At 64.4% G+C, this 26,171-nt stretch carries 21 protein-coding genes and 1 pseudogene; 12 read left to right on the forward strand and 10 right to left on the reverse strand.

The features are described 5' to 3' along the window. The first annotated feature begins 614 nt into the window (after window positions 1-614). The 3 genes from ctaA to FQK05_RS25785 all read left to right on the forward strand — a co-directional run bounded on the left by ctaA (window position 615) and on the right by FQK05_RS25785 (window position 3,955). Complete coding sequence (gene ctaA / locus FQK05_RS00320; protein ID WP_158963499.1) at window positions 615-1,772, forward strand: heme A synthase; 1,158 nt, start codon at window positions 615-617, stop codon at window positions 1,770-1,772. Next, window positions 1,769-3,244, forward strand: coding sequence for a carboxypeptidase M32 (locus FQK05_RS00325; RefSeq protein WP_158963501.1), 1,476 nt, complete (start codon window positions 1,769-1,771; stop codon window positions 3,242-3,244). Before ctaA ends, FQK05_RS00325 begins: the two co-directional genes overlap by 4 nt. A gap of 177 nt (window positions 3,245-3,421) precedes the next feature. Continuing rightward, the gene (locus FQK05_RS25785; RefSeq protein WP_233270380.1) at window positions 3,422-3,955 is read left to right on the forward strand and encodes a DUF6946 family protein; all 534 of its coding nucleotides are present in this window, start codon (window positions 3,422-3,424) and stop codon (window positions 3,953-3,955) included. A 190-nt stretch (window positions 3,956-4,145) separates the two neighbouring features. Here the strand turns inward: FQK05_RS25785 and FQK05_RS25950 are convergent. From FQK05_RS25950 to gyrA, 3 genes and pseudogenes are all read right to left on the reverse strand, one after another. Continuing rightward, a pseudogene (locus FQK05_RS25950) lies at window positions 4,146-4,445 on the reverse strand (sulfatase-like hydrolase/transferase); the annotation flags it as partial. A gap of 71 nt (window positions 4,446-4,516) precedes the next feature. Then, window positions 4,517-4,882 carry a glycine zipper family protein gene (locus FQK05_RS00340; protein WP_158963505.1) on the reverse strand — a complete coding sequence of 122 codons (366 nt, stop codon included), beginning with the start codon at window positions 4,880-4,882 and terminating at the stop codon, window positions 4,517-4,519. 248 nt (window positions 4,883-5,130) lie between these two features. Beyond that, complete coding sequence (gene gyrA, locus FQK05_RS00345; RefSeq protein ID WP_158963507.1) at window positions 5,131-7,869, reverse strand: DNA gyrase subunit A; 2,739 nt, start codon at window positions 7,867-7,869, stop codon at window positions 5,131-5,133. A gap of 247 nt (window positions 7,870-8,116) precedes the next feature. Between gyrA and FQK05_RS00350 the strand changes: the two genes are divergently transcribed. Together FQK05_RS00350 and FQK05_RS00355 are read left to right on the forward strand one after the other, a co-directional pair. Next, complete coding sequence (locus tag FQK05_RS00350; RefSeq protein ID WP_158963509.1) at window positions 8,117-8,386, forward strand: usg protein; 270 nt, start codon at window positions 8,117-8,119, stop codon at window positions 8,384-8,386. 395 nt (window positions 8,387-8,781) lie between these two features. Further along, a complete protein-coding gene (locus FQK05_RS00355) occupies window positions 8,782-10,173 on the forward strand; it encodes a calcium-binding protein (protein WP_233270292.1) in 1,392 nt (463 codons plus the stop codon). A gap of 70 nt (window positions 10,174-10,243) precedes the next feature. Here the strand turns inward: FQK05_RS00355 and FQK05_RS00360 are convergent, their stop codons facing one another. Continuing rightward, a complete protein-coding gene (locus FQK05_RS00360) occupies window positions 10,244-11,194 on the reverse strand; it encodes a radical SAM protein (RefSeq protein WP_158963513.1) in 951 nt (316 codons plus the stop codon). Between the two features lie 188 nt (window positions 11,195-11,382). Here FQK05_RS00360 and zwf point away from each other — a divergent pair, with 188 nt between their 5' ends. The 3 genes from zwf to pgi all read left to right on the forward strand — a co-directional run bounded on the left by zwf (window position 11,383) and on the right by pgi (window position 15,222). After that, on the forward strand, window positions 11,383-12,846 hold the full coding sequence (gene zwf, locus FQK05_RS00365; RefSeq protein ID WP_158963515.1) for a glucose-6-phosphate dehydrogenase: 1,464 nt from the start codon (window positions 11,383-11,385) through the stop codon (window positions 12,844-12,846). Continuing rightward, entirely contained in the window at window positions 12,846-13,517 is a 672-nt protein-coding gene (gene pgl, locus FQK05_RS00370; protein ID WP_158963517.1) for a 6-phosphogluconolactonase, read from the forward strand. Before zwf ends, pgl begins: the two co-directional genes overlap by 1 nt. A gap of 76 nt (window positions 13,518-13,593) precedes the next feature. Further along, the gene (pgi, locus tag FQK05_RS00375) at window positions 13,594-15,222 is read left to right on the forward strand and encodes a glucose-6-phosphate isomerase (protein WP_233270293.1); all 1,629 of its coding nucleotides are present in this window, start codon (window positions 13,594-13,596) and stop codon (window positions 15,220-15,222) included. Between the two features lie 112 nt (window positions 15,223-15,334). Here pgi and FQK05_RS00380 read toward each other — a convergent pair whose 3' ends face one another. Further along, complete coding sequence (locus FQK05_RS00380; RefSeq protein ID WP_199252565.1) at window positions 15,335-15,907, reverse strand: YcbK family protein; 573 nt, start codon at window positions 15,905-15,907, stop codon at window positions 15,335-15,337. 382 nt (window positions 15,908-16,289) lie between these two features. On the opposite strand from FQK05_RS00380, the gene FQK05_RS00385 reads away from it, so the two are divergent. The 4 genes from FQK05_RS00385 to FQK05_RS00400 are packed head-to-tail and all read left to right on the forward strand — an operon-like array spanning window position 16,290 to window position 20,609. Further along, entirely contained in the window at window positions 16,290-17,939 is a 1,650-nt protein-coding gene (locus FQK05_RS00385; protein WP_199252597.1) for a L,D-transpeptidase scaffold domain-containing protein, read from the forward strand. Window positions 17,940-17,976: 37 nt separating this feature from the next. Continuing rightward, window positions 17,977-19,068, forward strand: coding sequence for a UDP-3-O-(3-hydroxymyristoyl)glucosamine N-acyltransferase (gene lpxD, locus FQK05_RS00390; protein WP_158963523.1), 1,092 nt, complete (start codon window positions 17,977-17,979; stop codon window positions 19,066-19,068). A 37-nt stretch (window positions 19,069-19,105) separates the two neighbouring features. After that, window positions 19,106-19,363 (forward strand): acyl carrier protein, encoded by a 258-nt coding sequence (locus tag FQK05_RS00395; protein ID WP_158963525.1) that lies wholly within the window; start codon window positions 19,106-19,108, stop codon window positions 19,361-19,363. 37 nt (window positions 19,364-19,400) lie between these two features. Continuing rightward, complete coding sequence (locus tag FQK05_RS00400; protein WP_158963527.1) at window positions 19,401-20,609, forward strand: beta-ketoacyl-[acyl-carrier-protein] synthase family protein; 1,209 nt, start codon at window positions 19,401-19,403, stop codon at window positions 20,607-20,609. Between the two features lie 82 nt (window positions 20,610-20,691). On the opposite strand, the gene FQK05_RS00405 is transcribed toward FQK05_RS00400, so the two are convergent. From FQK05_RS00405 to FQK05_RS00425, 5 genes are all read right to left on the reverse strand, one after another. Further along, window positions 20,692-21,306 (reverse strand): invasion associated locus B family protein, encoded by a 615-nt coding sequence (locus tag FQK05_RS00405; protein WP_158963529.1) that lies wholly within the window; start codon window positions 21,304-21,306, stop codon window positions 20,692-20,694. A 571-nt stretch (window positions 21,307-21,877) separates the two neighbouring features. After that, on the reverse strand, window positions 21,878-23,182 hold the full coding sequence (locus FQK05_RS00410) for a branched-chain amino acid ABC transporter permease (protein WP_158963531.1): 1,305 nt from the start codon (window positions 23,180-23,182) through the stop codon (window positions 21,878-21,880). Then, the gene (locus FQK05_RS00415; RefSeq protein ID WP_158963533.1) at window positions 23,182-24,192 is read right to left on the reverse strand and encodes a branched-chain amino acid ABC transporter permease; all 1,011 of its coding nucleotides are present in this window, start codon (window positions 24,190-24,192) and stop codon (window positions 23,182-23,184) included. Before FQK05_RS00415 ends, FQK05_RS00410 begins: the two co-directional genes overlap by 1 nt. Before the next feature lie 103 nt (window positions 24,193-24,295). Continuing rightward, window positions 24,296-25,117 (reverse strand): ABC transporter ATP-binding protein, encoded by an 822-nt coding sequence (locus FQK05_RS00420; protein WP_158963535.1) that lies wholly within the window; start codon window positions 25,115-25,117, stop codon window positions 24,296-24,298. A 205-nt stretch (window positions 25,118-25,322) separates the two neighbouring features. Next, window positions 25,323-26,099 (reverse strand): ABC transporter ATP-binding protein, encoded by a 777-nt coding sequence (locus FQK05_RS00425; protein WP_158963537.1) that lies wholly within the window; start codon window positions 26,097-26,099, stop codon window positions 25,323-25,325. Between the last annotated feature and the right edge of the window lie 72 nt (window positions 26,100-26,171).

Here is a 26,171-nt window from a genome sequence, read left to right on the forward strand (position 1 = left end):
GACGCTCCGGCGATGCCTTGGGCCAGTGATCGGCCGGCGTGTAGTGCTCGGGCATCGCACCGCGGCTTCGGGTCCCTTAACCCGGACCTGTTTCGTCGCGGTGTGGATGTGGACATCCGGCGGCATGTGGTCCGGATCGTCCAGTGTTCCGACCCAGAGGAAACTGCATCCGTTCCCGCAGACCGCCGACCTGTCAATTGTTCCGGACTGTCGTGCGGCTGGACGGGCCGAGGACCAAGATCCGGGTCCGATCCGGCGGGTATGGCGGTTCGGTCGTCAGGATAGCGCCTTGCATCAGGTCGGTCCGGTCGACTTCGAACATCGCATTCCGTGCGAAGACAGCCCCGCTTCGGCTTTGGCGGCGGGTGCAGTGGCCGCACTGTCCGATCAACGGCCCTCCGGGCGCGATGGCGGACCTGTTCGCAGAGACGTCCGGCCTCGGTCGTGTCGGTCTGGCTGGTCATGATGCCCTCGTCTCTGACCCCAGGCTCGCCCGTTTTGCGCCCGCCGACGCTGCCGGAAAACGCGTCGTGACGGATCCGTGCTGCGGCAGGGCTTTAACTCTGGCCGAAACCGTGGCAACTCCCTTCCAACGAACCCATGCGAGGCATCTGATGAGCGGAAAGCGCAGCATCTTCGAGGAAGTGGGCGAGGCCGAGACGACGCGCCCGGCCGTGCAGCCCGGGGCCATCGACCGCGGCCGCGGCGGCAAGGGCCGGACGGCGATCCGGATCTGGCTGGCCGTGCTGTTCCTGCTGGTCCTGGCGATGATCGCCGTGGGCGGTATGACGCGGCTGACCGACAGTGGCCTGTCCATCACCGAATGGAAGCCGATCACCGGCGCCCTTCCGCCCATGACCGAAGCGCACTGGCAGGCCGAATTCGACCTTTACCAGACCATCGACGAATTCCAGCTGGTCAACAGCTGGATGACGCTGGCCGATTTCAAGTACATCTACTGGTGGGAATGGAGCCACCGCCAGCTGGGCCGCATCGTGGGCCTGGTCTGGGCCGTGGGTTTCCTGGCCTTCCTGGCGCTGAAGATGATCCCCCGGGGCTGGGGCGTGCGACTGGCGGCACCTGGCATACTGGGCGGGGTCCAGGGCGCCATCGGCTGGTGGATGGTCTCCTCGGGCGTGACGTCGGGTGAAGGCATGGTCGACGTGGCCAGTTATCGCCTGGCGACCCATCTGGGGCTGGCCTTCGTCATCCTTGGCCTGCTGGCCTGGGACTACATGCTGATCGCCCGCGACGACCGGGTGCTGATGCAGGCCCGGCGGCTGCGGGAGCCGGGGCTGGTGAACTGGACCACCGTCCTGCTGGTCGTGGCCTTCATTCAGATCCTGCTGGGTGCGCTGGTGGCCGGCATCGACGCCGGCCGCAGCTATCCCGACTGGCCGCTGATGGGCGGACAATTCTTCCCCGAAGATGCCCTGACGGCAGATCCCTTCTGGCGCAACTTCTTTGAAAGCGCAGGGCTGGTACAGTTCATTCACCGCTGCACCGCCTACCTGCTGCTGCTGCTGACGGTGCTGGCCTTCGCATCGTCCCGGCGCAGTGCACATCCCCGCAGCCGGCATGTCTTTTCCACGGTCCTGGCCGTTGTGATCCTGCAGGCCGGGCTTGGGATCATGACGCTTCTGTACTTCGTGCCGCTGCACCTGGCGCTGACCCACCAGTTGGGCGCCGTCCTTGTCCTGACCATGATCCTGCGCGCCCGCGTGCAGGTCAGCTATCCCGTCACCGCCTCTATCCGGGGAGATCGCAAATGACCGCCTATGACGACCTGATGACCTACCAGCGCGATACCGAGGCGCTGAAGCTGGTGTCCATGCGGCTGGGCTGGGACCAGGAAACGGTGATGCCCCGCGGCGCCGCCACCCAGCGCGGGGCCGAGATGGCCGCGATGGAAAGCGTCCTGCACGCCCGCCGCGCCGCGCCCGAAGTGGCCGAGTGGCTGGAGGTCGCCAAGGCCCCCGACATGGTCGGCGAAGCGCAACTGCGCGAGATCCGCCGCGCCTTTGACCGGGCGACCAAGGTGCCGTCGAAACTGGCCGCGACGCTGGCGGAAAAGACGTCCGTCGCGCAAGGGATCTGGGCCGAGGCGCGGTCGAAACAGGACGTGGCGGCCTTTCTGCCGGTCCTGACAGAGATCATCGCCCTTCGGCAGGAAGAAGGGGCCGCGCTGGCACAGGGGACCAACCTCTCGGTCTATGACGCGTTGCTGTCGGATTACGAACCCGGCACCTCGGCGGAGGAGATCGCGACGATCTTCGACGCCATGCGCACTCGGCTTGTCGCCCTGCGGTCGGCCATCCTTGAAAAGCCTGCACCGGCGGAACTGAAGGGCAGTTTCGACGGGGAAGTGCAGATGGCGTTCTCGAACCAGGTTGCGGCAGCCTTCGGATATGACTTCAACCGCGGGCGGATCGACCGGGCGGTGCATCCGTTCAGCTCGGGCTCCGGCAACGATGTGCGGATCACCACGCGCACCCAGGGCGAAGACCCGTTGGAAAGCGTCTATTCGACCGTGCATGAAACCGGCCACGCGACCTATGAAATGTCGATCGATCCGGCCTATCTGCTGACGCCCTTGGGGCAGGGCGTGTCGATGGGTGTCCACGAAAGCCAAAGCCGGATCTATGAAAACCAGCTGGGCCGCAGCCGCGCCTTCTCCGGCTGGCTGTTCGAGCGCATGGGCGCTACCTTCGGCGATCTGGGTGTGGCGGATGCCGATGCCTTCTATGCCGCCGCTAACCGCGTCGGATCGGGCTATATCCGCACCGCGGCGGACGAGGTGCAGTACAACCTGCACATCATGCTGCGTTTCGACCTGGAACGCGCGCTGATCGCGGGCGACCTGAAGCCGGCGGACCTGGAAGCCGCCTGGAACGACCGTTTCCTGGCCGATTTCGGTTTCGCGGTCGACAAGCCGTCGAACGGGTTCATGCAGGACGTCCACTGGTCGGTGGGCCTGTTCGGGTACTTCCCGACCTATTCGCTGGGCAATGTCTATGCCGGCTGCCTGCACGCGGCGCTGCGCAAGTCGGTCCCGAACCTGGACGCGGAACTGGCGCAGGGCGACACCTCGTCCGCGCGCGCCTGGCTGAAGGAACACGTGCAGCAGCACGGCGGCCTTTACGAACCGCGCGACCTGATCACCCGGGCGACGGGGGCCGCACCGACCGAAGGCCCGCTACTGGACTATCTGGAAGCGAAGTTCGGCGCGCTCTACGGGCTGTAATCCCCTGTCAAGGACGCCGTTTTTCCTCCATCCTTGGCCAGGGCCATGGATGGAGGCGCGGATGGCACAGATATTCGTCGAAAGCCGCGGGCCGGATGACTGGAAGTCGGGCCTGGCCGATCCCCACGTCAATGGAAGGCCGGCTTTTCCGCCATGGAGACGGCCCGATCATGGGAGGTGGCCCAGGGATTGCCGCCCGAGATCGCGGCGGTTCTTGGCCCGGAGGCCGAGCTTCTGCTGGCGATCCCGGAATACAAGGTCGCCTTGCCCGGAGGAGGGCGCCAGACGCAATGCGATGTCTTTGCTCTGGTTCGGATCGGGGGTGACACCTGCGCGGTCAGCATCGAAGCCAAGGTGGCCGAACCCTTTGGCCCGACGGTTGGTCAGTGGATGGCGGATGCGTCCGCGGGCAAGGCCAGACGCCTTGCATTCCTTGCCGCCCTTCTGGGGCTGTCCGACATTCCGCGGGATATCCGTTATCAGTTGCTGCACAGGACCGCGGCTGCGGTTCTCGAGGCTGAGCGTTTCAAGACCGACAGTGCAGCGATGATAGTGCAGTCGTTCTCGCCGGACGCGCGGTGGTTCCCGGATTATCACCGCTTCGTCCAGCTGTTCGGCAAGACGACCGAACCGGATCGAAGGGTGGACGTCGCGCTGCCATCGGGGCGGCCACTGATCCTGGGCTGGGCCTGCGCAGAAGTGGTGGGCTGAGGCCGGGGATTGCCCTGCGCGACAATTGTCTTCGCACAGGGCTATCCTTGATCGTCTGCTTGCCGACGACGCCAAAGCGGGGCATGTCAGTCGGGTCTTCGACATCGGTCGCGAAGGTATGCAGGACGCCGCGGGCGCCGAACCAGGCCTCGTATTCCTCAAGCGAACCCGCGAAGGCCTGGTAGTCGCGCTGCTCTGCCTCTTCCTGGGTGTTCAGGTGATAGAGATTGCCGAAGAATTCGTCGAAGCCGTGGGCAGTGGGCAGGTGTTCGTTCCGGTCGCCCAGGTGGTTCTTGCCGAATTGCCCGGTACGATAATAGCCTTCTGCCTTCAGCAGCTCTGCCAGCGAGGGGCTGGCGGCCTGAAGTCCCGGGGGCGCGCCGGGCTGGCCCGTTATGAAGGCCGCACGCCCCGCGGTGCAGGACGGTTGGGCATAGTGGTCCGTGAACAGTCCGACTTCCGAGCGCGGTTCCCCTGCCGCCCATGCCATGAACGGACTACAAAAAACCGGCCGCGCCGATGGCGCGACCGGTCCTGTTCGACCCCCGCAAGGGGATTGGCTTAGCCGACGACGTTGTAGCCGCGGCCGCGCATGCAGTTGCGCACGATAACTTCGCGCTGCTGGCTGCTTTCCAGTGCGGTCGCGGCAGCACCGGCCAGCGCGCCGACGGCGGCTGCGTTGCGCACGTTGTGGCCCTTGTTCGAAACGATCGCAGTGCCGGCAGCGGCCAGGCCTGCGCCCGTGGCGACGTTCCGGCCAGCGCCGGCGGTCGCGTTCTGCGTCTTGGCCAGCGCCTGGCACTGCTGCAGGTCGGCGGTATAGTTCGGACCGGCGCCGTCGACGACAGGCGCATAGTTCGCACCGCTGTCGCAGGCCGCGGCAAGGAACACCAGGGGAACGAGAGAGAATTTAGCAAGACGAAGCATTTGGAATCCTTCTTTCCAACTTGATCGGTCAGACCGACCACCGGTGCCGGCATTTGGCGATGGACCTTCTTGGCCCTGGCACCCGGACCTTCCGTTAAGATACCGGCCTGCGAAAGGCGGTACCACACACAATTGTAGCGCGGCAAATACCTACGGCAACACGTCGTGGCAAGCGGTCAAGCCGAAGCGTGGCATAACGGCAGAAGACCGCGCAACTGCAATGCCGCGCGGCCGTATTCCGTTGCGGGTCACTCTTCCGCGACGACGTCCTCGTCGCCCTGGTCGGCGATCCACGCGACCGAAACGACATGTTCGCCCTTGGCGGTCGAGAAGACCTTTACGCCCCCGGCCGAGCGCGACCGGAACGAGATCCCGTCGACCGGCACCCGGATCGACTGGCCGGTCGAGGTGGCCAGCATGATCTGGTCGTCGATCTCCACCGGGAAGGACGCCACGACGGCGCCACCGCGCATCGCACGATCCATCGCCGCAACGCCCTGGCCTCCGCGACCGCGGACCGGATAGTCGTGGGACGACGACAGCTTGCCCGATCCGCCGGCGGTCAGCGTCAGGATCAGGTTTTCGGCCGCCGACATCTCGGCATAGCGGTCCTGGCTGATCGTGGCCATGGCATCGGTTTCCTCGTCGTCGGCACCGGTTTCGGTGTCGTCGGCCAGGCCCGCCACGGCGCGGCGCATCTTCAGGTAGGCGGCCCGTTCGTCCGGTGTCGCCTCGAAATGGCGGATTACGGACATCGACACGACACGGTCGTCGCCCGACAGCCGGATGCCCCGGACCCCGGTCGAATCCCGCCCCTTGAAGACGCGGACATCGGTGGTCGGGAAACGGATCGCCCGGCCAGAGGCGGTGACCAGCATGACATCGTCTTCTTCGGTCGCGATGCGGGCATTCACCAGTTCAACCCCTTCGGGCAGCTTCATGGCGATCTTGCCGTTCCGCTTCACATTGGTGAAATCGTCCAGCGCGTTCCGCCGCACGTCCCCGGCCGAGGTGGCAAAGACGATCTGAAGATCGCCCCATTCCTCCTCGTCCCGGTCCACAGGCATGATCGCCGCGATGGAAACCCCGGTCGGAATGGGCAGGATATTGACGATGGCCTTGCCCTTCGCCGTCCGGCCGCCGGCTGGCAGACGCCAGGTCTTCAGCTTGTAGGCCATCCCGTCCGTTGTGAAGAACAGAAGCTGGGTATGGGTATTGGCGACGAACAGCGTGGTGACCACGTCCTCTTCGCCCGTCGACATGCCCGACAGACCCTTGCCGCCACGCTTCTGGGCCCGGAAATCGGCCAGCGGCGTGCGCTTGATCCAGCCGCGAGAGGTGACGGTCACCACCATGTCCTCGCGCTCGATCAGGTCCTCGTCTTCCATGTCGCCCGACCAGTCCACGATTTCGGTCCGGCGGGGGACGGCGAAAAGTTCTTTCACCTCGTTCAGTTCGTTCACGATGATTTCCAGGATCCGCTCTCGCGAGCCCAGGATTTCAAGGTATTCCTTGATCTTGCCGGCCAGTTCTTCCAGCTCGTCCGTGACTTCCTTGACCCCGAGCTGGGTCAGGCGCTGCAGGCGCAGTTCAAGGATCGCGCGGGCCTGGACCTCGGACAGGTTATAGGTCCCGTCGTCGTTCATCTTGTGCAGCGGATCGTCGATCAGGCGCAGGTAGCCTTCGATCTCGGCCGCGGGCCAGCGACGTTCCATAAGCTTGACCCGTGCCTCGGCCGCGTCGGACGATGCGCGGATCGTTGCGACGACTTCGTCCACGTTCGACACCGCAACGGCCAGGCCGCACAGGATATGGCTGCGTTCGCGCGCCTTGCGCAGCTCGAATGCGGTGCGGCGGGCCACCACTTCCTCGCGGAAGTCGATGAAGGCCTGCAGGAAGCCGTAAAGCGTCAGCTGCTCGGGCCGGCCGCCGTTCAGCGCCAGCATGTTGCACCCGAAGGACGTCTGCATGGGCGAAAAGCGGTAAAGCTGGTTCAGCACCACGTCGGGCGTGGCATCGCGCTTCAGCTCGATTACCACGCGCACGCCTTCGCGGTCGCTTTCGTCCTGGACATGGGCCACGCCTTCGATCCGCTTCTCGCGGACCCCTTCGGCGATCTTCTCGATCATCGCGGCCTTGTTCACCTGGTAGGGGATCTCGTCCACGACGATGGCGTAACGGTCCTTGCGGATCTCCTCGACCCGGGTCTTGGCCCGGATGATGACCGACCCGCGGCCTTCAAGGTACGCTTTTCGCGCGCCCGACCGGCCCAACAGCAGGCCGCCCGTGGGGAAGTCAGGGCCGGGGATGTATTCGATCAGCCGTTCCGACGACAGGTCCGGATTTTCGATCAGCGCCAGCGTGGCGTCCACCACCTCGCCCAGGTTGTGGGGCGGGATGTTGGTGGCCATGCCGACGGCGATACCGCCCGCACCGTTGACCAGCATGTTGGGGAACCGGGCCGGCAGGACCGACGGTTCGCGGTCCTTGCCGTCATAGTTGTCCTGGAAGTCGACGGTGTCTTTTTCGATATCCGCCAGCATGAAGGCGGCGGGCTTGGCCATCCGCACCTCGGTATAGCGCATGGCGGCGGCGTTATCGCCGTCCATCGACCCGAAGTTGCCCTGACCGTCCAGCAGCGGCAGCGACATGGAAAAGTCCTGTGCCATCCGGACCAAGGCATCATAGATGGCCGAGTCGCCGTGGGGGTGGTATTTCCCCATCACGTCGCCCACGGGACGTGCCGACTTGCGGTACGGTTTGTCGTGAGTGTTGCCGGTTTCATGCATCGCGAACAGAATCCGCCTATGCACCGGCTTCAGCCCGTCGCGCAGGTCCGGGATGGCCCGGGCCACGATGACCGACATCGCATAGTCGAGGTACGAGGTCCGCATCTCGGCTTCGATGGAGATCGAAGGCCCGTCATAGGCTGGCCGCTCGGGCGGGGTTTCCTCGGGAATTTCAGGGGGTTGCGTGCTGTCGGTCAACGTGCTCGGGCCCGGTTCTTTTGCATTGTTTCGCGGGTGCCATCCAGCTTTCGCCGAAGATTTGGGCAGCCCTATATCTTGTGGCAGGACTGTATCAGACCGCGCATATCGGGTGCAATGGCTACCCGACGGCCATTTTGGCAGCCGCCAGTGTTATCTGCTAACACACTGTGATTATTGATTATTAATCGGCGCCCTGCATCATCGATTCACTGATCCCAGTCAAGTGGAAAGGATGGGGCAAAGAATGCAGCAATCCGAGACCGAACTGATGCTGAAGGGCTATGGACTGACCACGGCGGAATTCTTCTACCGCATGCCCGATTTCACCAATGTCCTCAACAGCTACATCTGGCAGGACTACGACATCGCGCCGGATCATCCGCGGCTGTTCAAGTTCGTGGAGTTCTGGCAGCGCGAGATCGAGGGACCATTGCATTCGGTCAGGTTCACCCACAGGCGGCTATTGTCTTCCGGCGAATGGCGGCACGTTGTGGGCGAGTTCACGTTGCACTGACCGCCCGCCGGTCCGGCGAGCCGGTCTGCGTGCCTGCGCGCGATCGGGCCGTGTGCTGTGAACCCAGATCGTGCGGAAGGCGTGCGGCAATCCCCTGTGGCCTCCGATCCTTCCGCATACCTCCCGACCTCATGGGAAATCGCCATGAGGCAGCCGTCGCCATATCCCGGTCCGACAGTCGACGAGTCCTGCATCGCACGAAAACGTCATCCTGCGCCGCCGGGCCGTACCACTTTGACTGGATGTCCCCTCGACACGCGAAGCAGGGCGTGTTTGTGCGGACGACTCCATCTTTCCGTGTGGTCAAGTGAGGGGCGTCGGTGTTAGGACTTTGATAATTTAAACAAAAGCTCGGCTTCTGCAGATCACAGAGCTTTTTGACTGGGGGGGGTGACATGACACTCATAATGCGCACGTGGCTGACGAATAGGGTCGTTCTGACCGGGAACGACGACCTGTTCATCTCCGAAGGATACGGGGTCGAAACCAAGCGCGGCAAAGCCGTGTCCGCCACCGAGGGAGACCACAAGATTGTGGTGGACGGGTCCATCGTGTCCGGCGGCATCGCGGTGTCCATGACTGAAGACGTGGGATCGATCGAACTGCTGATCAACAAGACCGGTGTGATCCGCGGCTTCGACAAGGCCATCGTCATCGACGGGGAAGGCGCGAATGTTGCCAACGCAGGCAGCATCTACGGCAGCATCCGGTTCCGCCACGAAGCCGAGGATGCGGAAGCGACCGAGTTCATCAACACCGGCACGATCACCGCCGACGGTGTCTCGATCTCCGGCAAGTCCGAGATCGACGTGATCAACTTCGGCACCATCCTGGGCGAAGTGAAGCTGAGCAGCGCAGACGATTCTTTCGCCGCGATGGAAGGCAGCCTGGTGGCCTTCGTTTCGGGCGGGAAGGGCGACGACGACTATATCACCCAGGTCGAGTATCTGGCGATCGAGGAAAGGAAGGACGGCGGCCACGACACGGTCCAGAGCTTCGTCGACTTCCGCCTGCCGCGCTTCGTGGAAGAGCTTCAGTTGGTCGGGTCGGGCGATACCGCCGGGGTCGGCAACGGCATGGTCAACACCATCGGCGGCAATGCCGGCGACAACTTCCTGGATGGCCGGGGCGGCGACGACTTGATTCTGGGTCGGGGCGGCGACGATTACATCGACGGCGGCACGGGCGACGACAAGCTGAACGGCGGCGCGGGCGACGACATCGCCTATGGCGGGATGGGCGAAGACGAGCTTTACGGTAGGCAGGGCCGCGACCAGCTGTTCGGCGGCGGCGGCGAAGACGTCCTTGTCGGCGGCGGCGGGGCCGACCTGCTGGAAGGTGGCGTGGGCGACGACATCCTGAACGGGCAGGCCGGGAACGACGTGCTGGAAGGCAACCAGGGCAGTGACGTCATGCTGGGCCGCAATGGCTCCGACATCCTGATCGGAGGCCTGGGCGGCGACACGATGTTCGGCGGCTCCGGGGCGGACAGCTTCGTCTACATGCGCCAGGCGGATTCGCTGAGGTCGGACATGGACGATATCCGCGACTTCACCAGTGGCAAGGACGTCCTGGATTTCAGCGACTTCGCGGTCGAGATCCTGGCGGTCGAGATCGGCGGCGGTTCTTCTGCCGATCCGGTTCTGGGGCCCAGCATCGGCACGACATCCAAAGGCGGAAACACCATCGTATTCGTCGACACCGACGGCGACGGCCAGCGGGACGACATGGCGATCTTCCTGGACGGCACCGCATCGGTCAGTGTCAGCGATTTCGTCCTCGTCTGACCCCGTCCCATCCTTGAAAGGGCCCCGGATCGAACGACGTCGTCCGGGGCCTTTTTGTGGATCTAGGGTTTCAGCCCGCGCAGCTGGCGCCGCCCAGGACGCAGAACTTGGCGCAATGCGGATGGTTCAGCGACACAGGCCGCAACGATCCCGCCAGCGTCGGCCCAAGGTCGAAATCGGGCTCGAAGGGCAGAAGCGTACAGGCAGTCACGGTGGCGCGCGCCTCGCCCTTGCGGTGGACGACCATGCGGCTGTCGGCGCACATGACCGAATCCGGCGACTTGTCCAGGATCCCCCAGCAGGCGGTCGTGATCTCGGGCACGTCGGTCTTGCCGTCCATTTCCGGGAACAGAACCGTCTGTGCCGGGTGGGTCGCGTCGATGTTGAACCCTTCGCGGGCAAAAAGCCCGGCAAAGCCAGCGCGGGCCTGTTCCTGGGTTTCGCCCCACTTGCTGCGGCCGGCAACGGTCATCGTGAACCCTGCGCCGGCCAGCCAGCGCATCCCTTCCAGCGTCCGTTCGAAGCTGCCCTTGCCCCGTTCCTGATCGTGGTGGGCCGAGGAATAGTGATCCAGCGACACCCGCAGGGTCAGCCGGTCGCCATGGGCGTCCAGCAGGTCGATCAGCCCGGCCATGATCGGCGGTCGCATCATCGGCCGCATCGCATTGGTCAGGATCAGCACCCGGAGGCCCCGGTCCAGCGCCGCACCGGCCATAGTCAGGATGTCCGGGTTCAGGAAGGGTTCACCCCCTGTAAAGCCGATTTCCCCGACCGGCAGGCGGGCTTCGGCGATTTCGCCCAGATAGGATTGCACCTCGGCCGCGGTCAGGTAGATCAGCGCGTCGTTGGTGGGGCTGCTGTCGATATAGCAGGTGGCGCATTCGATGTTGCACAGCGTCCCGGTGTTGAACCAGACGGTGCTCAGCCGCGCCGGCGCCACATGGGCGCGTCTCTGGCCGTCGGCCGTCAACTCCGGATCGCGAAACTTGGCCGACGTGCCGGTCAGGGCAAGATCTTTCATTCGGGTAAACACCTTGGGGACAAAGACGTGCTAGGTTGTGGAAAGGGTAGCCCGAAAGCGCAAGGATTGGACAGTCCCTGCGACCGAAGTGTGACGGGTTGTGAAGTTTGGTCACGGCGCCGTTGACCTGTGTTCCACGCTAGGCTCTGTCAGGGACGCCGCAATTCATGCAGAAGGCAGGACGACAGATGGTATCGCGTGTCATTCCGGTAGACCCGTTCGACCTCGTGATCTTCGGGGGTACGGGCGATCTTGCGCGGCGCAAGATCCTTCCGGCGCTGTACCGGCGCTTCTGCGCGGGTCAGATACTCGACTGCTGCCAGATCATCGGCGCCGCCCGGTCGGAGCTGAGCAATGACGGCTATCGCCAGATGGCGGCCGAGGCGCTTCGGGAATTCGCCGATGTGTCCGATATCGACGCCGTCGAAGTGCAGGAGTTCCTGGCCCGGCTGCATTATGTCCAGCTGGACGCGCGGGGCGAGGATGGCTGGCAGGAACTGGCGCGTCTTCTGTCCGAGGACCGTATCCACGCATTCTATCTGTCGGTGGCGCCATCGCTCTTCGGCGACCTGGCGGAACGGATCGCGGGCCACGGCCTGGCCCGGGGAGAGGCACGTGTCGTCGTGGAAAAGCCCTTCGGTCATGATCTGACCAGTGCCAAGGCGCTGAACCAGTCCCTGGCCAACCATTTTGACGAAAGCCAGATCTACCGGATCGACCATTACCTGGGCAAGGAAACCGTCCAGAACCTGATGGCGATCCGCTTCGGCAACCTGCTGTTCGAGCCGCTCTGGAATTCGCGCTATGTCGATCACATCCAGATCACGGTGGCCGAAACCGTGGGGGTTGGCGGACGCGGCGAATACTACGACCGGGCCGGCGCCATGCGCGACATGGTCCAGAACCACATGATGCAGCTTCTGTGCCTGATCGCAATGGAGCCGCCCGCGCGCTTCGAACCCGACGCGGTCCGGGACGAGAAGCTGAAGGTGATCCGCGCGCTGAAGCCCGTGGCGGCCCATGACGTGGTCCGCGGGCAATACGCGGCCTTCATCAAGGACGGCACGGAATATCCCAGCTACCGCGACGCGGTCCACGATCCGGCGTCGACCACGGAAAGCTATGTCGGGCTGAAGGTCGAAATCGAGAACTGGCGCTGGATCGGCACGCCGTTCTATCTGCGGACAGGCAAGCGGCTGGCCGCGCGGTCCTCGGTGATCGAGGTGGTGTTCAAGGACACGCCCTATTCGATCTTCGGGGCGGATGCGGGCGATAAAGCCAATATCCTGTCGATCCGGCTGCAGCCCAACGAAGGCATCACGCTGGAGGTCACAATCAAGGAACCGGGTCCGGGCGGGATGCGGCTGATCAACGTGCCGCTGGACATGTCGTTTTCGACGGCGCTGGGGGACAACGAACCGGTGGCCGATGCCTATGAACGGCTGATCATGGACGTGATCCGCGGCAACCAGACATTGTTCATGCGCGGTGACGAGGTCGAGGCCGCCTGGGCCTGGACCGATCCGATCATCGACGGCTGGGAAATCCGTGGCGACCGGCCCGAAGTCTATCCCGGCGGATCTACAGGCCCGACCGGGGCCGATGCCCTTGTCGCCCGCGATGGCCGCGTCTGGCGGACGATCCGTCCGTGATGGATCTTCGGATCGCCCCCGACCGCGAAACGGCGGTGGCCCGGTTGGCCGACGAAATGGCGGCGGCGCTCCATTTGGCGATTTCGACCGAAGGGCGGGCGACCCTGGCGGTGGCGGGAGGCACGACGCCCGGGCCGGTCTTCGACCGGCTGTCGACGGCGGGCATTGCGTGGCCCCGGGTCACGGTGATGCCCACCGACGAACGGTGGGTTCCCGAAGACGACCCGCGGTCCAACGCCGGGCTGATCCGGGACCGGCTGCTGATCGGCCCGGCCTCGGTCGCGCGATACCAGTCGCTTTATGCCCCGTCGCCAGCGCCGGAAAGCGTGCTGCCGCGCCTGTCGGCCGAGGTGGCCGGGGTGCTGCCGGTGTCGGTCATGCTGCTGGGGATGGGGGCGGATATGCACACCGCCTCGCTCTTTCCCGGCGCGCCCGGACTGGCCAATGCGCTGGCAGCGGACGCGCCGGCCGTGGTTGCCGTCCGCCCCGCAGACCAGCCCGAGGTCCGCGTCAGCCTCAGCGCGCCGGTCCTGCGGGGCGCGCGCGCCCTGCACATCCTGATCTACGGCGATGACAAGCGTGCGGCATTGGAACGCGCGTCGGACCTTTCCCCGGAACAGGCGCCCGTCCGGATCGTTCTGGACAAGGCCATCGTCCACTGGGCGCCATGATGCGTTCCGTGCTGGGTCATCAATCTGTTGCGAACCTGCGCCAATGGCTGCGGGCAGATACCAAGGAGAGTATTTCGTGTGGTATGACCTGAAGGTCTGTGCGGCCGGGATCGGCGAACGGCGGATTGCCGATCTGTTCGAGGCCGATCCGAAACGGGCAAAACGGTTCAGCGCCCGCGCGGGCGAGATGCTGTTCGACTATTCCAAGACCAATATCGACGACGCGACGCTGAAGGCGTTGCTGACACTGTACGAGGCCAGCGGTGCCGCCGCCAAGCGCGAGGCGATGTTCACCGGAGAAACGATCAACGTCACCGAAGACCGGTCGGTTCTGCACACCGCGCTGCGCAATCCGAACAAGGGACCGGTCATGGTGGATGGCGCCGACGTCATGCCCGACGTGCGCGAAACGCTGGGCCGGATGCATGCCTTTGCGGATGCAGTCCGCTCTGGCGCGATCCAGGGGGCAGGGGGCAGCATCACCGATGTGGTGAACATCGGCATCGGCGGGTCCGACCTGGGCCCCGTCATGGCGGTGCTTGCGTTGGCGCCCTGGGGCGATGGCCCGCGCTGCCACTTCGTGTCGAACGTGGACGGGGCGCACCTGGCCGACACGATCCGCGACCTGGACCCGACCCGCACGCTGGTGATCGTGGCATCGAAGACCTTCACCACAATCGAGACGATGACTAACGCCTATTCCATCCGCCGTTGGCTGGAGGCGGGCGGCGGGTCCACGCGGGACCAGTTCGTAGGCCTGTCCTCGTCGCTGGAGAAGACGGCCGAATTTGGCATTCCTGACGACAGCGTTTTCGGCTTCGCCGACTGGGTCGGCGGGCGCTATTCGGTCTGGGGGCCGATTGGCCTGTCGCTGATGCTGGCCATAGGGTCCGATGATTTCGACGACTTCCTGGCCGGCGCGGCCGAAATGGACGACCATTTCCGCACCGCCGCGCCCGCGGAAAATCTGCCGGTCCTGCTGGCCCTTGTCGGCATGTGGCACCGGCAGGTCCTGGGCTATGGCACCCGCGCGGTTCTGCCCTACGATCAGCGGTTGCAACGCCTGCCTGCCTATCTTCAGCAGCTGGAGATGGAATCGAACGGCAAGCGCGTGACCATCGACGGCAATCCGCTGGAAATTCCATCGGGCCCCGTCGTCTGGGGCGAACCTGGCACCAACGGGCAGCACGCCTTCTATCAGCTAATCCACCAGGGCACCGACATCGTGCCCTGCGAATTCATGATCGCCGCCGAAGGGCACGAACCGGACCTGGGCGTCCATCACAAGTTGCTGATCGCCAATTGCCTGGCTCAGGCCCAGGCGCTGATGAATGGCCGCAGCTTCGAGACCGCGCGCGAGATGATGGCGGCCAAGGGTCTTTCCGGCGACGAGATGGACGCGGCCGCGCGTCACCGGGTGTTCCCGGGCAACCGGCCATCGACCATGCTGGCCTATCCGAAACTGACGCCCCACGTGCTGGGCATGATCCTGGCGCTGTATGAACACCGCGTCTTTGTCGAAGGGGCGATCCTGAACATCAACTCCTACGACCAGTTCGGGGTGGAACTGGGCAAGGAACTGGCGACCTCGCTGGGGCCGGTTCTGGACGGGACTGCGCCGATGGATGCGCTGGACGGGTCGACGCGGGCGCTGATCGGTTTTCTGAAGGGCCACGTATCGCCCGGGGGTTGGGGCGCGGCCTGATCGCCGCGGCCCGCGACTGCCATTCACGGAAACGAAAAACGGCCCCGGAAGGGGCCGTCCTCTCATCGAACCGGATGATGGGCACCCGGTTCCGATCTGATCGTCAAAGCGTTCAGGCGCCCCAGCTGCGGACCGGGCCGCAGTCCATGTGGACGAAGTCCGACCGCGAATACCGACCGACACCGCCGGCATGGCAGGCCAGAGCTGCCTTTGCCATCTGGTTTACCGACCGCGAGTTCAGCCGCAGGTCGGCCGCCTGACCCTTCATGTGGAGCGAGTTCTTGGCCACGCCCCGCGACCGCGAGCGAAGCATCGCGTTGGTCTGCGGGCTGCGATAGCCGGAGAGGAGCATGTAAGGCTCGTTCACGTCCATCAGATTGTGCGCCGCGGCCATGATATCCAGCGTCCGCAGGTCGATCGACTTGATCTGATCGGTGCGCCAGTCCCGCATGAAATGGTGGATTTCCTTGACCGAGTCCTTGATGTACTCGCCATCGATCCAATATATCATGTCAAGACGCTCACCCGTGCGCCCGGAATACATCCGGAGACGCCGGATGTCGCCACCACCGCGCAGGAAACCCGCTGCGTTGGCATAATTTGGTGCTGCTACGACTGCACTGGCCGCGAACGCTTTGAGAATCCCCCGCCGGGAAAAACCCGGCATTCCCGTGACTTCATGCATATTCTGCGCCGTCCTGTACGCTGTTGTTCTGCCTAGGCGCGATTTTCGCGCTTATTTTTTTATCCACACCCAGATCCCGGCAAAGATATGACACAGCGGGAATCTTGGGCCAAGTGTCGATTCACAAGATCGCATTTGGTTCCTAAAAATCGGCAAAAAATTGCGCACTTTTACGTGAGAGTCCGGGTTTCCACCATTGCCAATCGTCCAGGGCCCTCTGCCGCCGGTTGATTTTCCGGGCGCTGGTGCTGATCGGCCACGCTGGCTGAATTGTGATGTCACATCAATCCCATAACCGGCATTCTTCTGGCAGAGTGGGGAACACGAGAGGGCCTGCGGCGTTGCCATGCAGGCAGAACTGGAGCACGGGACCATGACACTGATGACGCGAACCGGTCTGGCGGCACCGGCACGGGCGAAAAGGCGCCTTCGGGCCGCGACTATCGTGCTTGCCGCAGTGTCAACCCTGGCCCTGATGCCGATGATGTCGCGTCCTGCGGAAGCGCAGGTCACCGCATTCAAGCAGGGCGTGGCCGAATCTGCCTATGGCCAGGACGGTGTCGCCACCTTCTATCGCGAACGGAATTACGAGCCGCTCTGGACCGCCGACACCCAGGCGGGGCAGGCGCGCCGTGCCGCGCTGATCCAGGCGCTGCGCACTGCCGACCGGCACGGGCTGCCGCTGTCGCGCTACAATCCCGATGGGCTGATTGCCCAGATGCAACAGGCCCAGACCGCCCGCCAGATGGGCGCGCTGGAAATCGCGCTGAGCGACGCGTATCTCGGCTATGCCCGCGACGTGCAGTCGGGGATCCTGGTGCCCCGGAAGATCGACAGCCAGATCGTGCGCGAGGTGAACTATCGCAATCCGGACGAGCTTCTGGAGATGCTTGCCGCCGACGATCCCGACCGGATCCGCTCTGCCGTGGCAGCGCTTCCGCCCCAGACAACCGAATATCGCAACCTGATGAAGGCCCGCCTTGTGCTGGCCGATGCGGCGCGGGACGGGCTGTGGGGTCCGACCGTGCCAGAGCGCAAGATGGAGCGTGGCGACCAGGGGCCGGACGTGCTGAAGCTGCGCGACCGGCTGGTGCGGATGGGATACCTGTCGCCCAGCCCTGCCGGCATCTACACTCAGGAGGTCGAAAGCGCCGTCCGCCAGGTCCAGATGGACAACGGGCTGGAGGCCGACGGCGTCGCCGGGCCGGAAACCATCCGCCAGCTGAACGTGTCGGCCCAGGATCGCCTGCAATCGGTTCTGGTCGCGATGGAACGGGAACGCTGGCTGAACCAGGACCTGGGCGCGCGCCATATCTGGGTGAACCTGACCGACTTCACGGCCCGGATCATGCAGGACGGCGATATCGCATTCGAGACCCGGTCGGTCGTGGGGGCCAACCGCGACGGACGCCGGACGCCGGAATTTTCCGATGCCATGGAATACATGATGATCAACCCCAGCTGGTACGTGCCGCGGTCGATCGTCACCAAGGAATACCTGCCGAAGCTGCGCGCCAACCCGAATGCCGTCAGCCATATCGAGATCACGGACAGCCGGGGCCGTGTGGTCAACCGCAGCGCCGCAAATTTCGCACAATATTCGGCCGCGTCCTTTCCCTACGCCATGCGCCAGCCGCCGTCGCCGCGGAATGCGCTGGGTCTGGTGAAGTTCATGTTCCCGAACCCCTACAACATCTACCTGCACGACACGCCGCAGAAGAACCTGTTCGACCGCAATGTCCGCGCCTACAGCCACGGCTGTATCCGTCTGGCGGACCCGTTCGACTTTGCCTATGCGCTGCTGTCGGCCCAGACCGACACGCCCGAGGAAGATTTCCAGCGGATCCTGAAGACCGGGCGCGAAACGCGGGTGAACCTGGAACAGCCGGTGCCGGTCCACCTGGACTATCGCACGGCCTTCACGGACCAGCGCGGCCACCTGCAGTTCCGCCGCGACATCTATGGCCGGGACGCCAGGATCTGGCAGGCGCTGTCGAACGCAGGGGTGGCGCTGGACACGGTTCGCAGTTAAGCCTCCCCCGGTTGCCACTGATCGGGAGCAATGACCCATGGAGTTCAGCATCGGCGCCCTGGCCCAGTCGCTTGGGCTGAAGGCGGACGGCGATCTTGACCTGACCATCCTTGCCGCGTCCGAACCGGCCGATGCCGGGCCGGACGACTTGGCGGTTGCGATGTCGCCGAAATATGCCGGGGATCTGGGCAAGGGCCAGGCTCGGGCGGCGATCCTTTGGGACGGGGCCGACTGGAAGGCGATGGGACTGAGCGCTGCGATCTTTGCCCCGCGTCCTCGTCTGGCCATGTCGGGCCTGACCCGGCAGATGGATCTGGGACAGGGCTATGCCGCCGGCATCCATCCGTCGGCCGTCGTCGATCCTGCGGCGGTGATCGGCGAAGGCGTGTCGATCGGACCGATGAGCGTGGTCATGGCCGGTGCGCGCATCGGCGACGGCACGGTGCTGGGGCCGCAGACCTTCGTCGGCATGAACGCGACATTGGGGCAGAACTGTTTCCTTAGGGAACATGCCAGCATCGGCGCGCGGGTGACCGTCGGCGACCGGGTGATCCTGCAACCGGGCGCGCGGCTGGGTGGCGACGGCTTTTCCTATGTCACGCCCGAAGTCTCGGCGGTGGAAAACGTGCGCCACACGCTGGGCGATGCGGGCGATGCCAAGGCCCAGGCCTGGGTCCGTATCCATTCGTTGGGCAGTGTCCGCATCGGCAACGACGTGGAAATCGGGGCCAATGCCACAATCGACAACGGCACTATCCGGGACACGACCGTGGGCGACGGGACCAAGATCGACAACCTGGTGACGCTGGGCCACAACGTGATCGTGGGAAAGGACTGCCTGCTGTGCGGTCAGGTCGGCATCGCCGGTTCGACCCATATCGGCAACAATGTCGTGATGGGCGGGCAGGCCGGGTCCACTGACAACATCTTCATCGGTGACAATGCGGTGATCGGCGGCAAGGCCGGGCTTTTGACCAATGTGCCCGCGGGGCGCGTCATGATGGGCTATCCGGCAGTAAAAATGGAACTTCACACGGAAATCTACAAGGCGCAGCGCCGCTTGCCGCGGCTGCTGAAGGACGTGGCCGACCTTAAGAAGGCTGTTTTCAACGGGGACCCGAACGGGTAAACCCGCGCCAGATCAAGGCAGGCCCGTGGAGGGGATCATGAGCGTCAAGGACCGGGTCATCGCGATCATCGCCGAACAGGCCGTTCTGGAGCCGTCCGACGTGACGATGGACAGCACGCTGGAGGATCTTGGCATCGACAGCCTGGGGCTGGTGGAAAGCATCTTTGCGATCGAGGAAGAGTTCGACATCGCGGTCCCGTTCAACGCAAACGAACCGACCGAAAGCGATTTCGACATCTCCAACGTCGCGGCCATCGTGGCCGGCATCGAGAAGCTGGTGGCCGAACAGGCATGAGCCGCACCCTGACGGCCGCTGGGAGGCGGTGCATCCCATGAAACGCGTTGTCATCACCGGGGCGGGCACGATCAACGCGCTCGGCCATTCGGTTCCAGCCACGCTGGAGGCGATGCGCGAAGGGCGTTGCGGCATCGGCGAGCTGGAGTTCCGGGACGTCGACCGCCTGGCCATCCGGATCGGCGCGCAGGTCCGCAATTTCGATCCCGAAACAGTCTTCAACCGGCAGCAGATGGCGCTTTATGACCGGTTCACCCAGTTCACCCTGATCGCCGCGCGCGAGGCCATCGCCCAGTCGGGCTTGGTCTTCGAAGGCGAACTGGCGGCACGGTCCGGCGTGGTGCTGGGCACTGCCGGCGGCGGCGTGTCGACCTGGGACGACAATTACCGGTCCGTCTATGAAGACGGCAAGAACCGGGTCCATCCCTTTGTCGTGCCCAAGCTGATGAACAACGCGGCCGCCAGCCACCTGTCGATGGAGTTCAACCTGAAGGGCCCGACCTTCACCGTATCGACCGCCTGCGCGTCGTCGAACCACGCGATGAGTCAGGCCTTCGCCATGGTCCGGTCGGGCATGGCGCCGGCGATGGTGACGGGCGGTTCGGAATCGATGTTGTGCTTCGGGGGCGTCAAGGCCTGGGAAGGGCTGCGGGTCATGTCCAAGGATGCGTGCCGCCCGTTCTCGCTGGGGCGGAACGGCATGGTCCAGGGCGAAGGCGCGGGCGTCTTCGTCTTCGAGGAATACGAACGCGCCACGGCCCGCGGGGCCGAGATCCTGTGCGAGGTGATCGGTTTCGCCATGTCTTCGGACGCGTCAGATATCGTGATGCCGTCGAAACAGGGCGCGTCGCGTGCGATCGCGGGCGCGCTGGCCGATGCGCAGATCAACCGCGACGAGGTGGGCTATATCAACGCCCATGGCACGGGGACGGCAGCCAACGACAAGACCGAATGCGCCGCGGTGGCGGATGTGTTCGGTCACCATGCCGACCGGCTGATGATCTCGTCCACAAAGTCGATGCACGCCCACCTGATCGGCGGCACCGGCGCCGTCGAGCTTCTGGCCTGCATCATGGCCGTCCGGGACGGGGTGATCGCGCCCACCATCGGCTACGAGGAACCGGACCCGGAATGCGCGCTGGACGTCGTCCCGAACGAGGCGCGCGATGCCGACGTATCGGTCGCGCTGTCGAACGCTTTTGCCTTCGGCGGCCTGAACGCCGTGCTGGCGGTGCGCCGGGTCTGACGACCCGGCTTCCCTGATCACGGCCCAAGAAAAAAGGCGCCGCCCCGACAGGGACGGCGCCTTTTTCGGTCCGTGAACCGGATCAGTTGTTGCTAACGACGTCCACGAGGTCATAGCCGGCGGTGAAGCCTGCCAGCGACATTTCCAGTTCGACCACCTGATCGGGGGCCGGGGCTGGCACCAGCGAGATCTTGGCGACACTGCCCTTCTTGAACGCGGCGATGTCGTCGGCGGTCAGTCCGATCTGGGCATAGCAGCCCACCGGGTTGCAGAAGTTGTAGTTGTAGCGCTTGCCCTTGTTGCCATCGACGGCAATGGTCAGCTGCGCAGGCAGAAGGGTTTCCAGCGGCACGATGACCGTCGCGGCGGCCACGGCCTGGCCCGCGCCTTCCAGTCGGAACAACGAGATTTCGGCGACGGAATTGCCCGACTTGTCGTTCAGGATCTGCATGATCGAGCAGGGATCGGTTTCCAGATCGGTCTTGATGCAGGCCAGGCTCCAGTCGCCGATGGTCTCTTTCAGATAGCGTTCGCCGTTCTGGGGCGCGTCGTTGACCGGCTGACCCAGGTCAAGGCCGCTGTCCGCCGTCTGCGACGGGGTTTCGGATGCGGTCGAATCCGTGCTGTCCTGCGCCAGGGCGGGCAGGGTGCCCAGACAAAGCGCGGCGGCCAGAAGCGGTGTCAGATATCGAACCATGGGACTCTCGCAGAATGATGTATTGTTCCGCGTCCTTAGCACGCGCGCGCGCGGCTGTCAGGGGGCGATCACGGGCTGGTCCCGAACTTGTGCACGGCAGGCGCAATGCGGCGCAGGGCATGTCCCGAAATCCGTCGCAAGTATACAGGTCCCGGGCATGAAACGGACCGGGAAACGGTCTTGCCGCGGGGCGTTCCTGCGGTTTCAGTCCGGATGCTTAACAACACATGTTTAAGATAAGCGAAAAGGGGACCGTGCGGCCCCCTTCTGCAGTCTTTCTCCCCGTCGGACCGGCCGACTTAGTATTGTTCGCGACGTTACGAAACAACCTGCGTGCGGTCAACAGTCCTGCGTTGAATTGTGATCGGCGCGACGAAGAAAAAAAATGCTGCAGAAGCATAACTTATGCGGAAAAAAGCCGTGCCCGAAGGCACGGCCAGTCTGACAGGGAGGAAGAAGTCCGCCACGCCGGAGAGACGCCGGCGGACTGGCTTAAAATGACAGCAAAGTCCTAACGAAAGCTATCCGAAGAGAACGAATTCTTCGGAAATTTCGCTAAAGCAGAATGTAGCTATTTTTCTGGTATCAACCCACGCGGGAAAAACCGAAGGACCAGAAGCAGGACCAGACCCATGGTCAGCATCCGCATATGGGCCGCACTGTCCAACAGATTGGCCTTGATGGCGCTGTCGTCGGCCATGCCGGACGTGACCAGCGACATCAGGACATGGCCCATCGGCTCGACCTCGACCCAGAGGAACCAGATCAGGAAGCCCCCCAGGACCGACCCGAAATTGTTGCCAGATCCGCCCACGATCACCATGACCCAGATCAGGAAGGTAAAGCGCAAGGGTTGATAGGTGCCAGGCGTAAGCTGGGCGTCCAGGGTCGTCATCATCGCGCCTGCCACGCCCACGACGGCGGACCCCAGCACGAAGATCTGCAGATGGCGCCTGGTAACGTCCTTGCCCATCGCCTCGGCCGCGGTTTCGTTGTCGCGGATGGCGCGCATCATGCGGCCCCAAGGGCTTTTCAGCGCAAGCTGGGCACCGACCAGCACCACGACCAGCACGGCCGTGAACAGCGCGGCATAAGCCAGTTTCACCACCAGGGCCGAGGCGATGACCGGATCCATCCCGAAATCGGCGGCCGCCTGAACGAAGCCTTCGCTGGCCTGCAGGTCGACCTCGTAAGGGACCGGACGGGGCAGGCCCACCACGTTTTTCACGCCGCGTGCCAGCCAGTCCTCGTTCTTCAGGACAGAGATCGTGATTTCGGCAATGCCCAGCGTCGCGATGGCCAGGTAATCCGATCGCAGGCCCAGCGCCGTCTTGCCCACCAGCCAGGCCGCGCCGGCCGCCAGAAGACCGCCCACCGGCCAGCCGATGATCACCGGCAGGCCCAGACCGCCCAGATACCCCGTGCCGGCGGGGTTCACCGCCTCGACCGCGGACGTTGCCGGGTCGAACACGCTCCGGTAGAGAAAAAAACCGCCGATCAGGATCACCAGCATCGCCAGAAGGCGCAGCGGTCCCTTGGGCATGCGCAACCGGACCAGGACGGCCAGGACCACGGTCGCGGCGCCCAGCAGCAACGCCACGATGACGCCCAGACCGCCGGCGGCCCAGGCCTCTGTCGTGGGGGGCATGGCGATCAGCACGGCGGCCAGACCGCCAAGCGCGACAAAGCCCATAACCCCGATGTTGAAAAGCCCGGCAAAACCCCATTGCAGGTTCACGCCAATGGCCATGATGGCCGAAATCAGGCCCATGTTCACGATCAGAAGCGCCGTATTGGCGCCCTGGATCACGCCGGCTCCCACGATCAGCAGGGCCACCGCCCCGAACAGCAGCGAATTGCGCAGACCGTCCGACATCAATGCGCCCTCCCGTCGAAAAGGCCCGTCGGCTTGAACAGCAGGACGATCAGCAGGATCACGAAGGACACCGCGAACTTGTAATCGGTGCTCAGAAGCTGGACCAACCCGTCGGGCGCCAGGCTTTCCGGCAGCAGATAACCCAGCACCTTCTTCAGCGGATAGGTGATCGCGACCTCGGCAAAGGCGATCAGGTAGCCGCCGGCGATTGCCCCCAGCGGGTTGCCCAGGCCGCCCACAATGGCGGACGCGAAGATCGGCAGCAACAGCTGGAAATAGACGAAGGGCTTGAAGCTCTTGTCCAGGCCGTAAAGCGTGCCGGCAATGGTGGCCAGCGCCGCCACGATGATCCAGGTCACCATCACCACGCGTTCGGGGTTGATGCCGGACAGCAGCGCCAGATCCTCGTTGTCGGAATAGGCGCGCATCGACTTGCCTGTGCGGGTCCGGCCCAGGAACCAGAACAGAAGCGCCACCACGATCACGGCGGTCACGACGGTGATGCCCTGGGTCGTGCGGATCGCCAGGGGCTCGGCCAGGCCGCTCCACTCCTTGAAGTCGCGGGCCGAGACGATGAAGCGTTCGCCATCGGCAAAGCGTTGGTCGCCGGGGCCAATGATGAAGCGGACGATGCCGTTCATGATGAACATCACACCCATCGAGACGATGACCAGGATCACCGGCTTGGCCTTCTGGGCGCGATAAAAGCGATAGACCAGCCGGTCGGTGATCAGCACAAGCACGATAGTGCCCAAGATCCCGAACGGGATCGCCAGCAGCGCGGTGGGAAGCGGGTCGATGGACACGCCCGCGCCCTGCAGGCCCCAGGTCACCAAGACGACGATCATGGCGCCGAAGGCCATCGTGTCGCCATGGGCGAAGTTGGAAAACCGCAGGATGCCATAGACCAGCGTCACCCCCAGCGCGCCCAGCGCCAGCTGGCTGCCATAGGCCACTGCCGGCACGATCACGAAATTGGTGAGCGCCACGAGGGCGTTCAGAGCGTCCATGCGGCCCCCGGAAGGTTGCGTCGGTTGATATCGCCCGGCCGGGCGCCCGTTGGCGGACGCGCGTACAGCGCGCGGTTCCCATGTCGGATCGGGTAACTCATCCTCATCCCCCCAGGAAACTGCGCCGGACCTCGGGGTCCGCCAGCAGATCCTGTCCGGTCCCGGAATGAGCATTGCAACCCTGCACCAGAACATAGCCCTTGTCCGCGATCTCCAGCGCCTGGCGGGCGTTCTGTTCCACCATCAGAATCGGGATGCCGGTGCGGGCGACTTCGATGATCCGGTCGAAAAGCTCGTCCATCACGATGGGACTGACACCGGCGGTGGGTTCGTCCAGCATCAGGACCTTGGGCCGGGTCATCAGCGCGCGGCCCACGGCCACCTGCTGACGCTGCCCGCCCGACAGCTCGCCCGCTTTCTGGCGCCGCTTCTCCTTCAGGATCGGGAACAGGTCATAGACCTGCTCCATCGTGCCGCGGAAGTCGTCTTTGCGGATGAAGGCACCCATTTCCAGGTTCTCCTCCACCGTCATGGTGGTGAAGATGTTTTGGGTCTGGGGCACGAAACCCATGCCCTTCACGACCCGTGCCTGGGGCGACAGGCTGGCGATGCTCTCGCCGTCCAGCCGGACGTCGCCGCCCCGAAGGTCCAGCATGCCGAAGACTGCCTTCATCGCGGTCGACTTGCCGGCGCCGTTCGGGCCCACGATCACCGCGATTTCGCCCTTTTCGACGGCGATGGTGCAATCATGCAGGATGTCCGGGCCCTTGCCGTAGCCGCCGGTCATGGCGGAGCCGATCAGGAACGGCTCGTCCGACGCGGCCGGACCCGGCTGGCCCGAATAGCGGCCTGCCTGCAGCGTGCTGCTGCCGCCCTTCGTGATCGAGCGGTCCTTGTTGCCGCGGTCGCCGTAGGGGTCGCTCATCCTGCCGATCCTTGCGCGTCCCGGGCCGGAAAGGGGGGCTCTGCCCCCCACGACCCTGCGGGCCGTTCCCCCCGGAGGATTTGGAAAGAGAAGAAGTCAGGGGCGCGCGCCGCCCACGCCAGGCCCGGCATCCGGAAGGCGCGTGCGCGCGGTGCCAGCTTCTCCTCTTTGCAAATACTCACACTTGCGACGCCCGCTGTCCCGCTCATACCGCCACCTTGTTCTTGAGACCGGTGCCCAGATAGGCCTCGATGACGTGCTCGTTGGCCTTGATCTCGGCCAGGGTGCCTTCGGCCAGGACCTTGCCTTCGGCCATGCAGATCACCGGATCGCAGAGGCGTTCGATGAAGTCCATGTCGTGTTCGATCACCACGAAGGTATAGCCGCGTTCCTGGTTCAGCCGCAGGATAGCGTCGCCGATCGTGTTCAGAAGCGTGCGATTCACGCCGGCGCCGACCTCGTCCAGAAAGACGACCTTGGCATCGACCATCATGGTGCGGCCCAGCTCCAGCAATTTCTTCTGGCCGCCGGAGATCTGGCCGGCCTTCTGATCGGCGAGGTGCGAGATGGTCAGGAAGTCCAGCACCTCGTCCGCCCTGGCCCGAAGGGCGCGTTCCTCCTCGGCAATCCGTTTGCGGCCGAACCAGGTGTTCCACAACGTCTCTCCCGATTGGCCGCCGGGGACCATCATCAGGTTCTCGCGGCAGGTCATGGACGAGAATTCGTGTGCAATCTGAAAGGTGCGCAGGAGGCCTTTGGAGAAAAGCTCGTGCGGGGGCAGGCCGGTGATGTCCTCACCATCCATGGTGACGGTGCCCGAGCTGGGCGGCAGCACGCCCGCGATCACGTTGAAAAGCGTCGTCTTGCCCGCGCCATTCGGGCCGATCAGCCCGGTCACCGATCCGCGGCGGATCGAGAGCGTGGCCCCATCGACCGCGTGGAAGCCGCCGAAATGCTTGTGCACCCCGTCGACGACGATCATCGCGTTCCCTGTTGGCACCGTGAATGGTCCCCTGTTCGGTATCGACCCACTGCGGGGCCTTTTCGATTGTTC

It is taken from the genome of Chachezhania sediminis (assembly GCF_009765275.1).
In the GTDB taxonomy this organism is placed as follows: domain Bacteria; phylum Pseudomonadota; class Alphaproteobacteria; order Rhodobacterales; family Rhodobacteraceae; genus Chachezhania; species Chachezhania sediminis.

What these genes read in the sequence shown, in the direction of transcription:
- ctaA (WP_158963499.1), top strand. Translation starts at nt 615, where the DNA reads ATGAGCGGAAAGCGCAGCATCTTCGAGGAAGTGGGCGAGGCCGAGACG.
- FQK05_RS00325 (WP_158963501.1), top strand. Translation starts at nt 1,769, where the DNA reads ATGACCGCCTATGACGACCTGATGACCTACCAGCGCGATACCGAGGCG.
- FQK05_RS00340 (WP_158963505.1), bottom strand. Translation starts at nt 4,882, where the DNA reads ATGCTTCGTCTTGCTAAATTCTCTCTCGTTCCCCTGGTGTTCCTTGCC.
- FQK05_RS00350 (WP_158963509.1), top strand. Translation starts at nt 8,117, where the DNA reads ATGCAGCAATCCGAGACCGAACTGATGCTGAAGGGCTATGGACTGACC.
- FQK05_RS00355 (WP_233270292.1), top strand. Translation starts at nt 8,782, where the DNA reads ATGACACTCATAATGCGCACGTGGCTGACGAATAGGGTCGTTCTGACC.
- FQK05_RS00360 (WP_158963513.1), bottom strand. Translation starts at nt 11,194, where the DNA reads ATGAAAGATCTTGCCCTGACCGGCACGTCGGCCAAGTTTCGCGATCCG.
- zwf (WP_158963515.1), top strand. Translation starts at nt 11,383, where the DNA reads ATGGTATCGCGTGTCATTCCGGTAGACCCGTTCGACCTCGTGATCTTC.
- pgl (WP_158963517.1), top strand. Translation starts at nt 12,846, where the DNA reads ATGGATCTTCGGATCGCCCCCGACCGCGAAACGGCGGTGGCCCGGTTG.
- FQK05_RS00380 (WP_199252565.1), bottom strand. Translation starts at nt 15,907, where the DNA reads ATGCATGAAGTCACGGGAATGCCGGGTTTTTCCCGGCGGGGGATTCTC.
- FQK05_RS00385 (WP_199252597.1), top strand. Translation starts at nt 16,290, where the DNA reads ATGACGCGAACCGGTCTGGCGGCACCGGCACGGGCGAAAAGGCGCCTT.
- lpxD (WP_158963523.1), top strand. Translation starts at nt 17,977, where the DNA reads ATGGAGTTCAGCATCGGCGCCCTGGCCCAGTCGCTTGGGCTGAAGGCG.
- FQK05_RS00395 (WP_158963525.1), top strand. Translation starts at nt 19,106, where the DNA reads ATGAGCGTCAAGGACCGGGTCATCGCGATCATCGCCGAACAGGCCGTT.
- FQK05_RS00400 (WP_158963527.1), top strand. Translation starts at nt 19,401, where the DNA reads ATGAAACGCGTTGTCATCACCGGGGCGGGCACGATCAACGCGCTCGGC.
- FQK05_RS00405 (WP_158963529.1), bottom strand. Translation starts at nt 21,306, where the DNA reads ATGGTTCGATATCTGACACCGCTTCTGGCCGCCGCGCTTTGTCTGGGC.
- FQK05_RS00410 (WP_158963531.1), bottom strand. Translation starts at nt 23,182, where the DNA reads ATGTCGGACGGTCTGCGCAATTCGCTGCTGTTCGGGGCGGTGGCCCTG.
- FQK05_RS00415 (WP_158963533.1), bottom strand. Translation starts at nt 24,192, where the DNA reads ATGGACGCTCTGAACGCCCTCGTGGCGCTCACCAATTTCGTGATCGTG.
- FQK05_RS00420 (WP_158963535.1), bottom strand. Translation starts at nt 25,117, where the DNA reads ATGAGCGACCCCTACGGCGACCGCGGCAACAAGGACCGCTCGATCACG.
- FQK05_RS00425 (WP_158963537.1), bottom strand. Translation starts at nt 26,099, where the DNA reads ATGATCGTCGTCGACGGGGTGCACAAGCATTTCGGCGGCTTCCACGCG.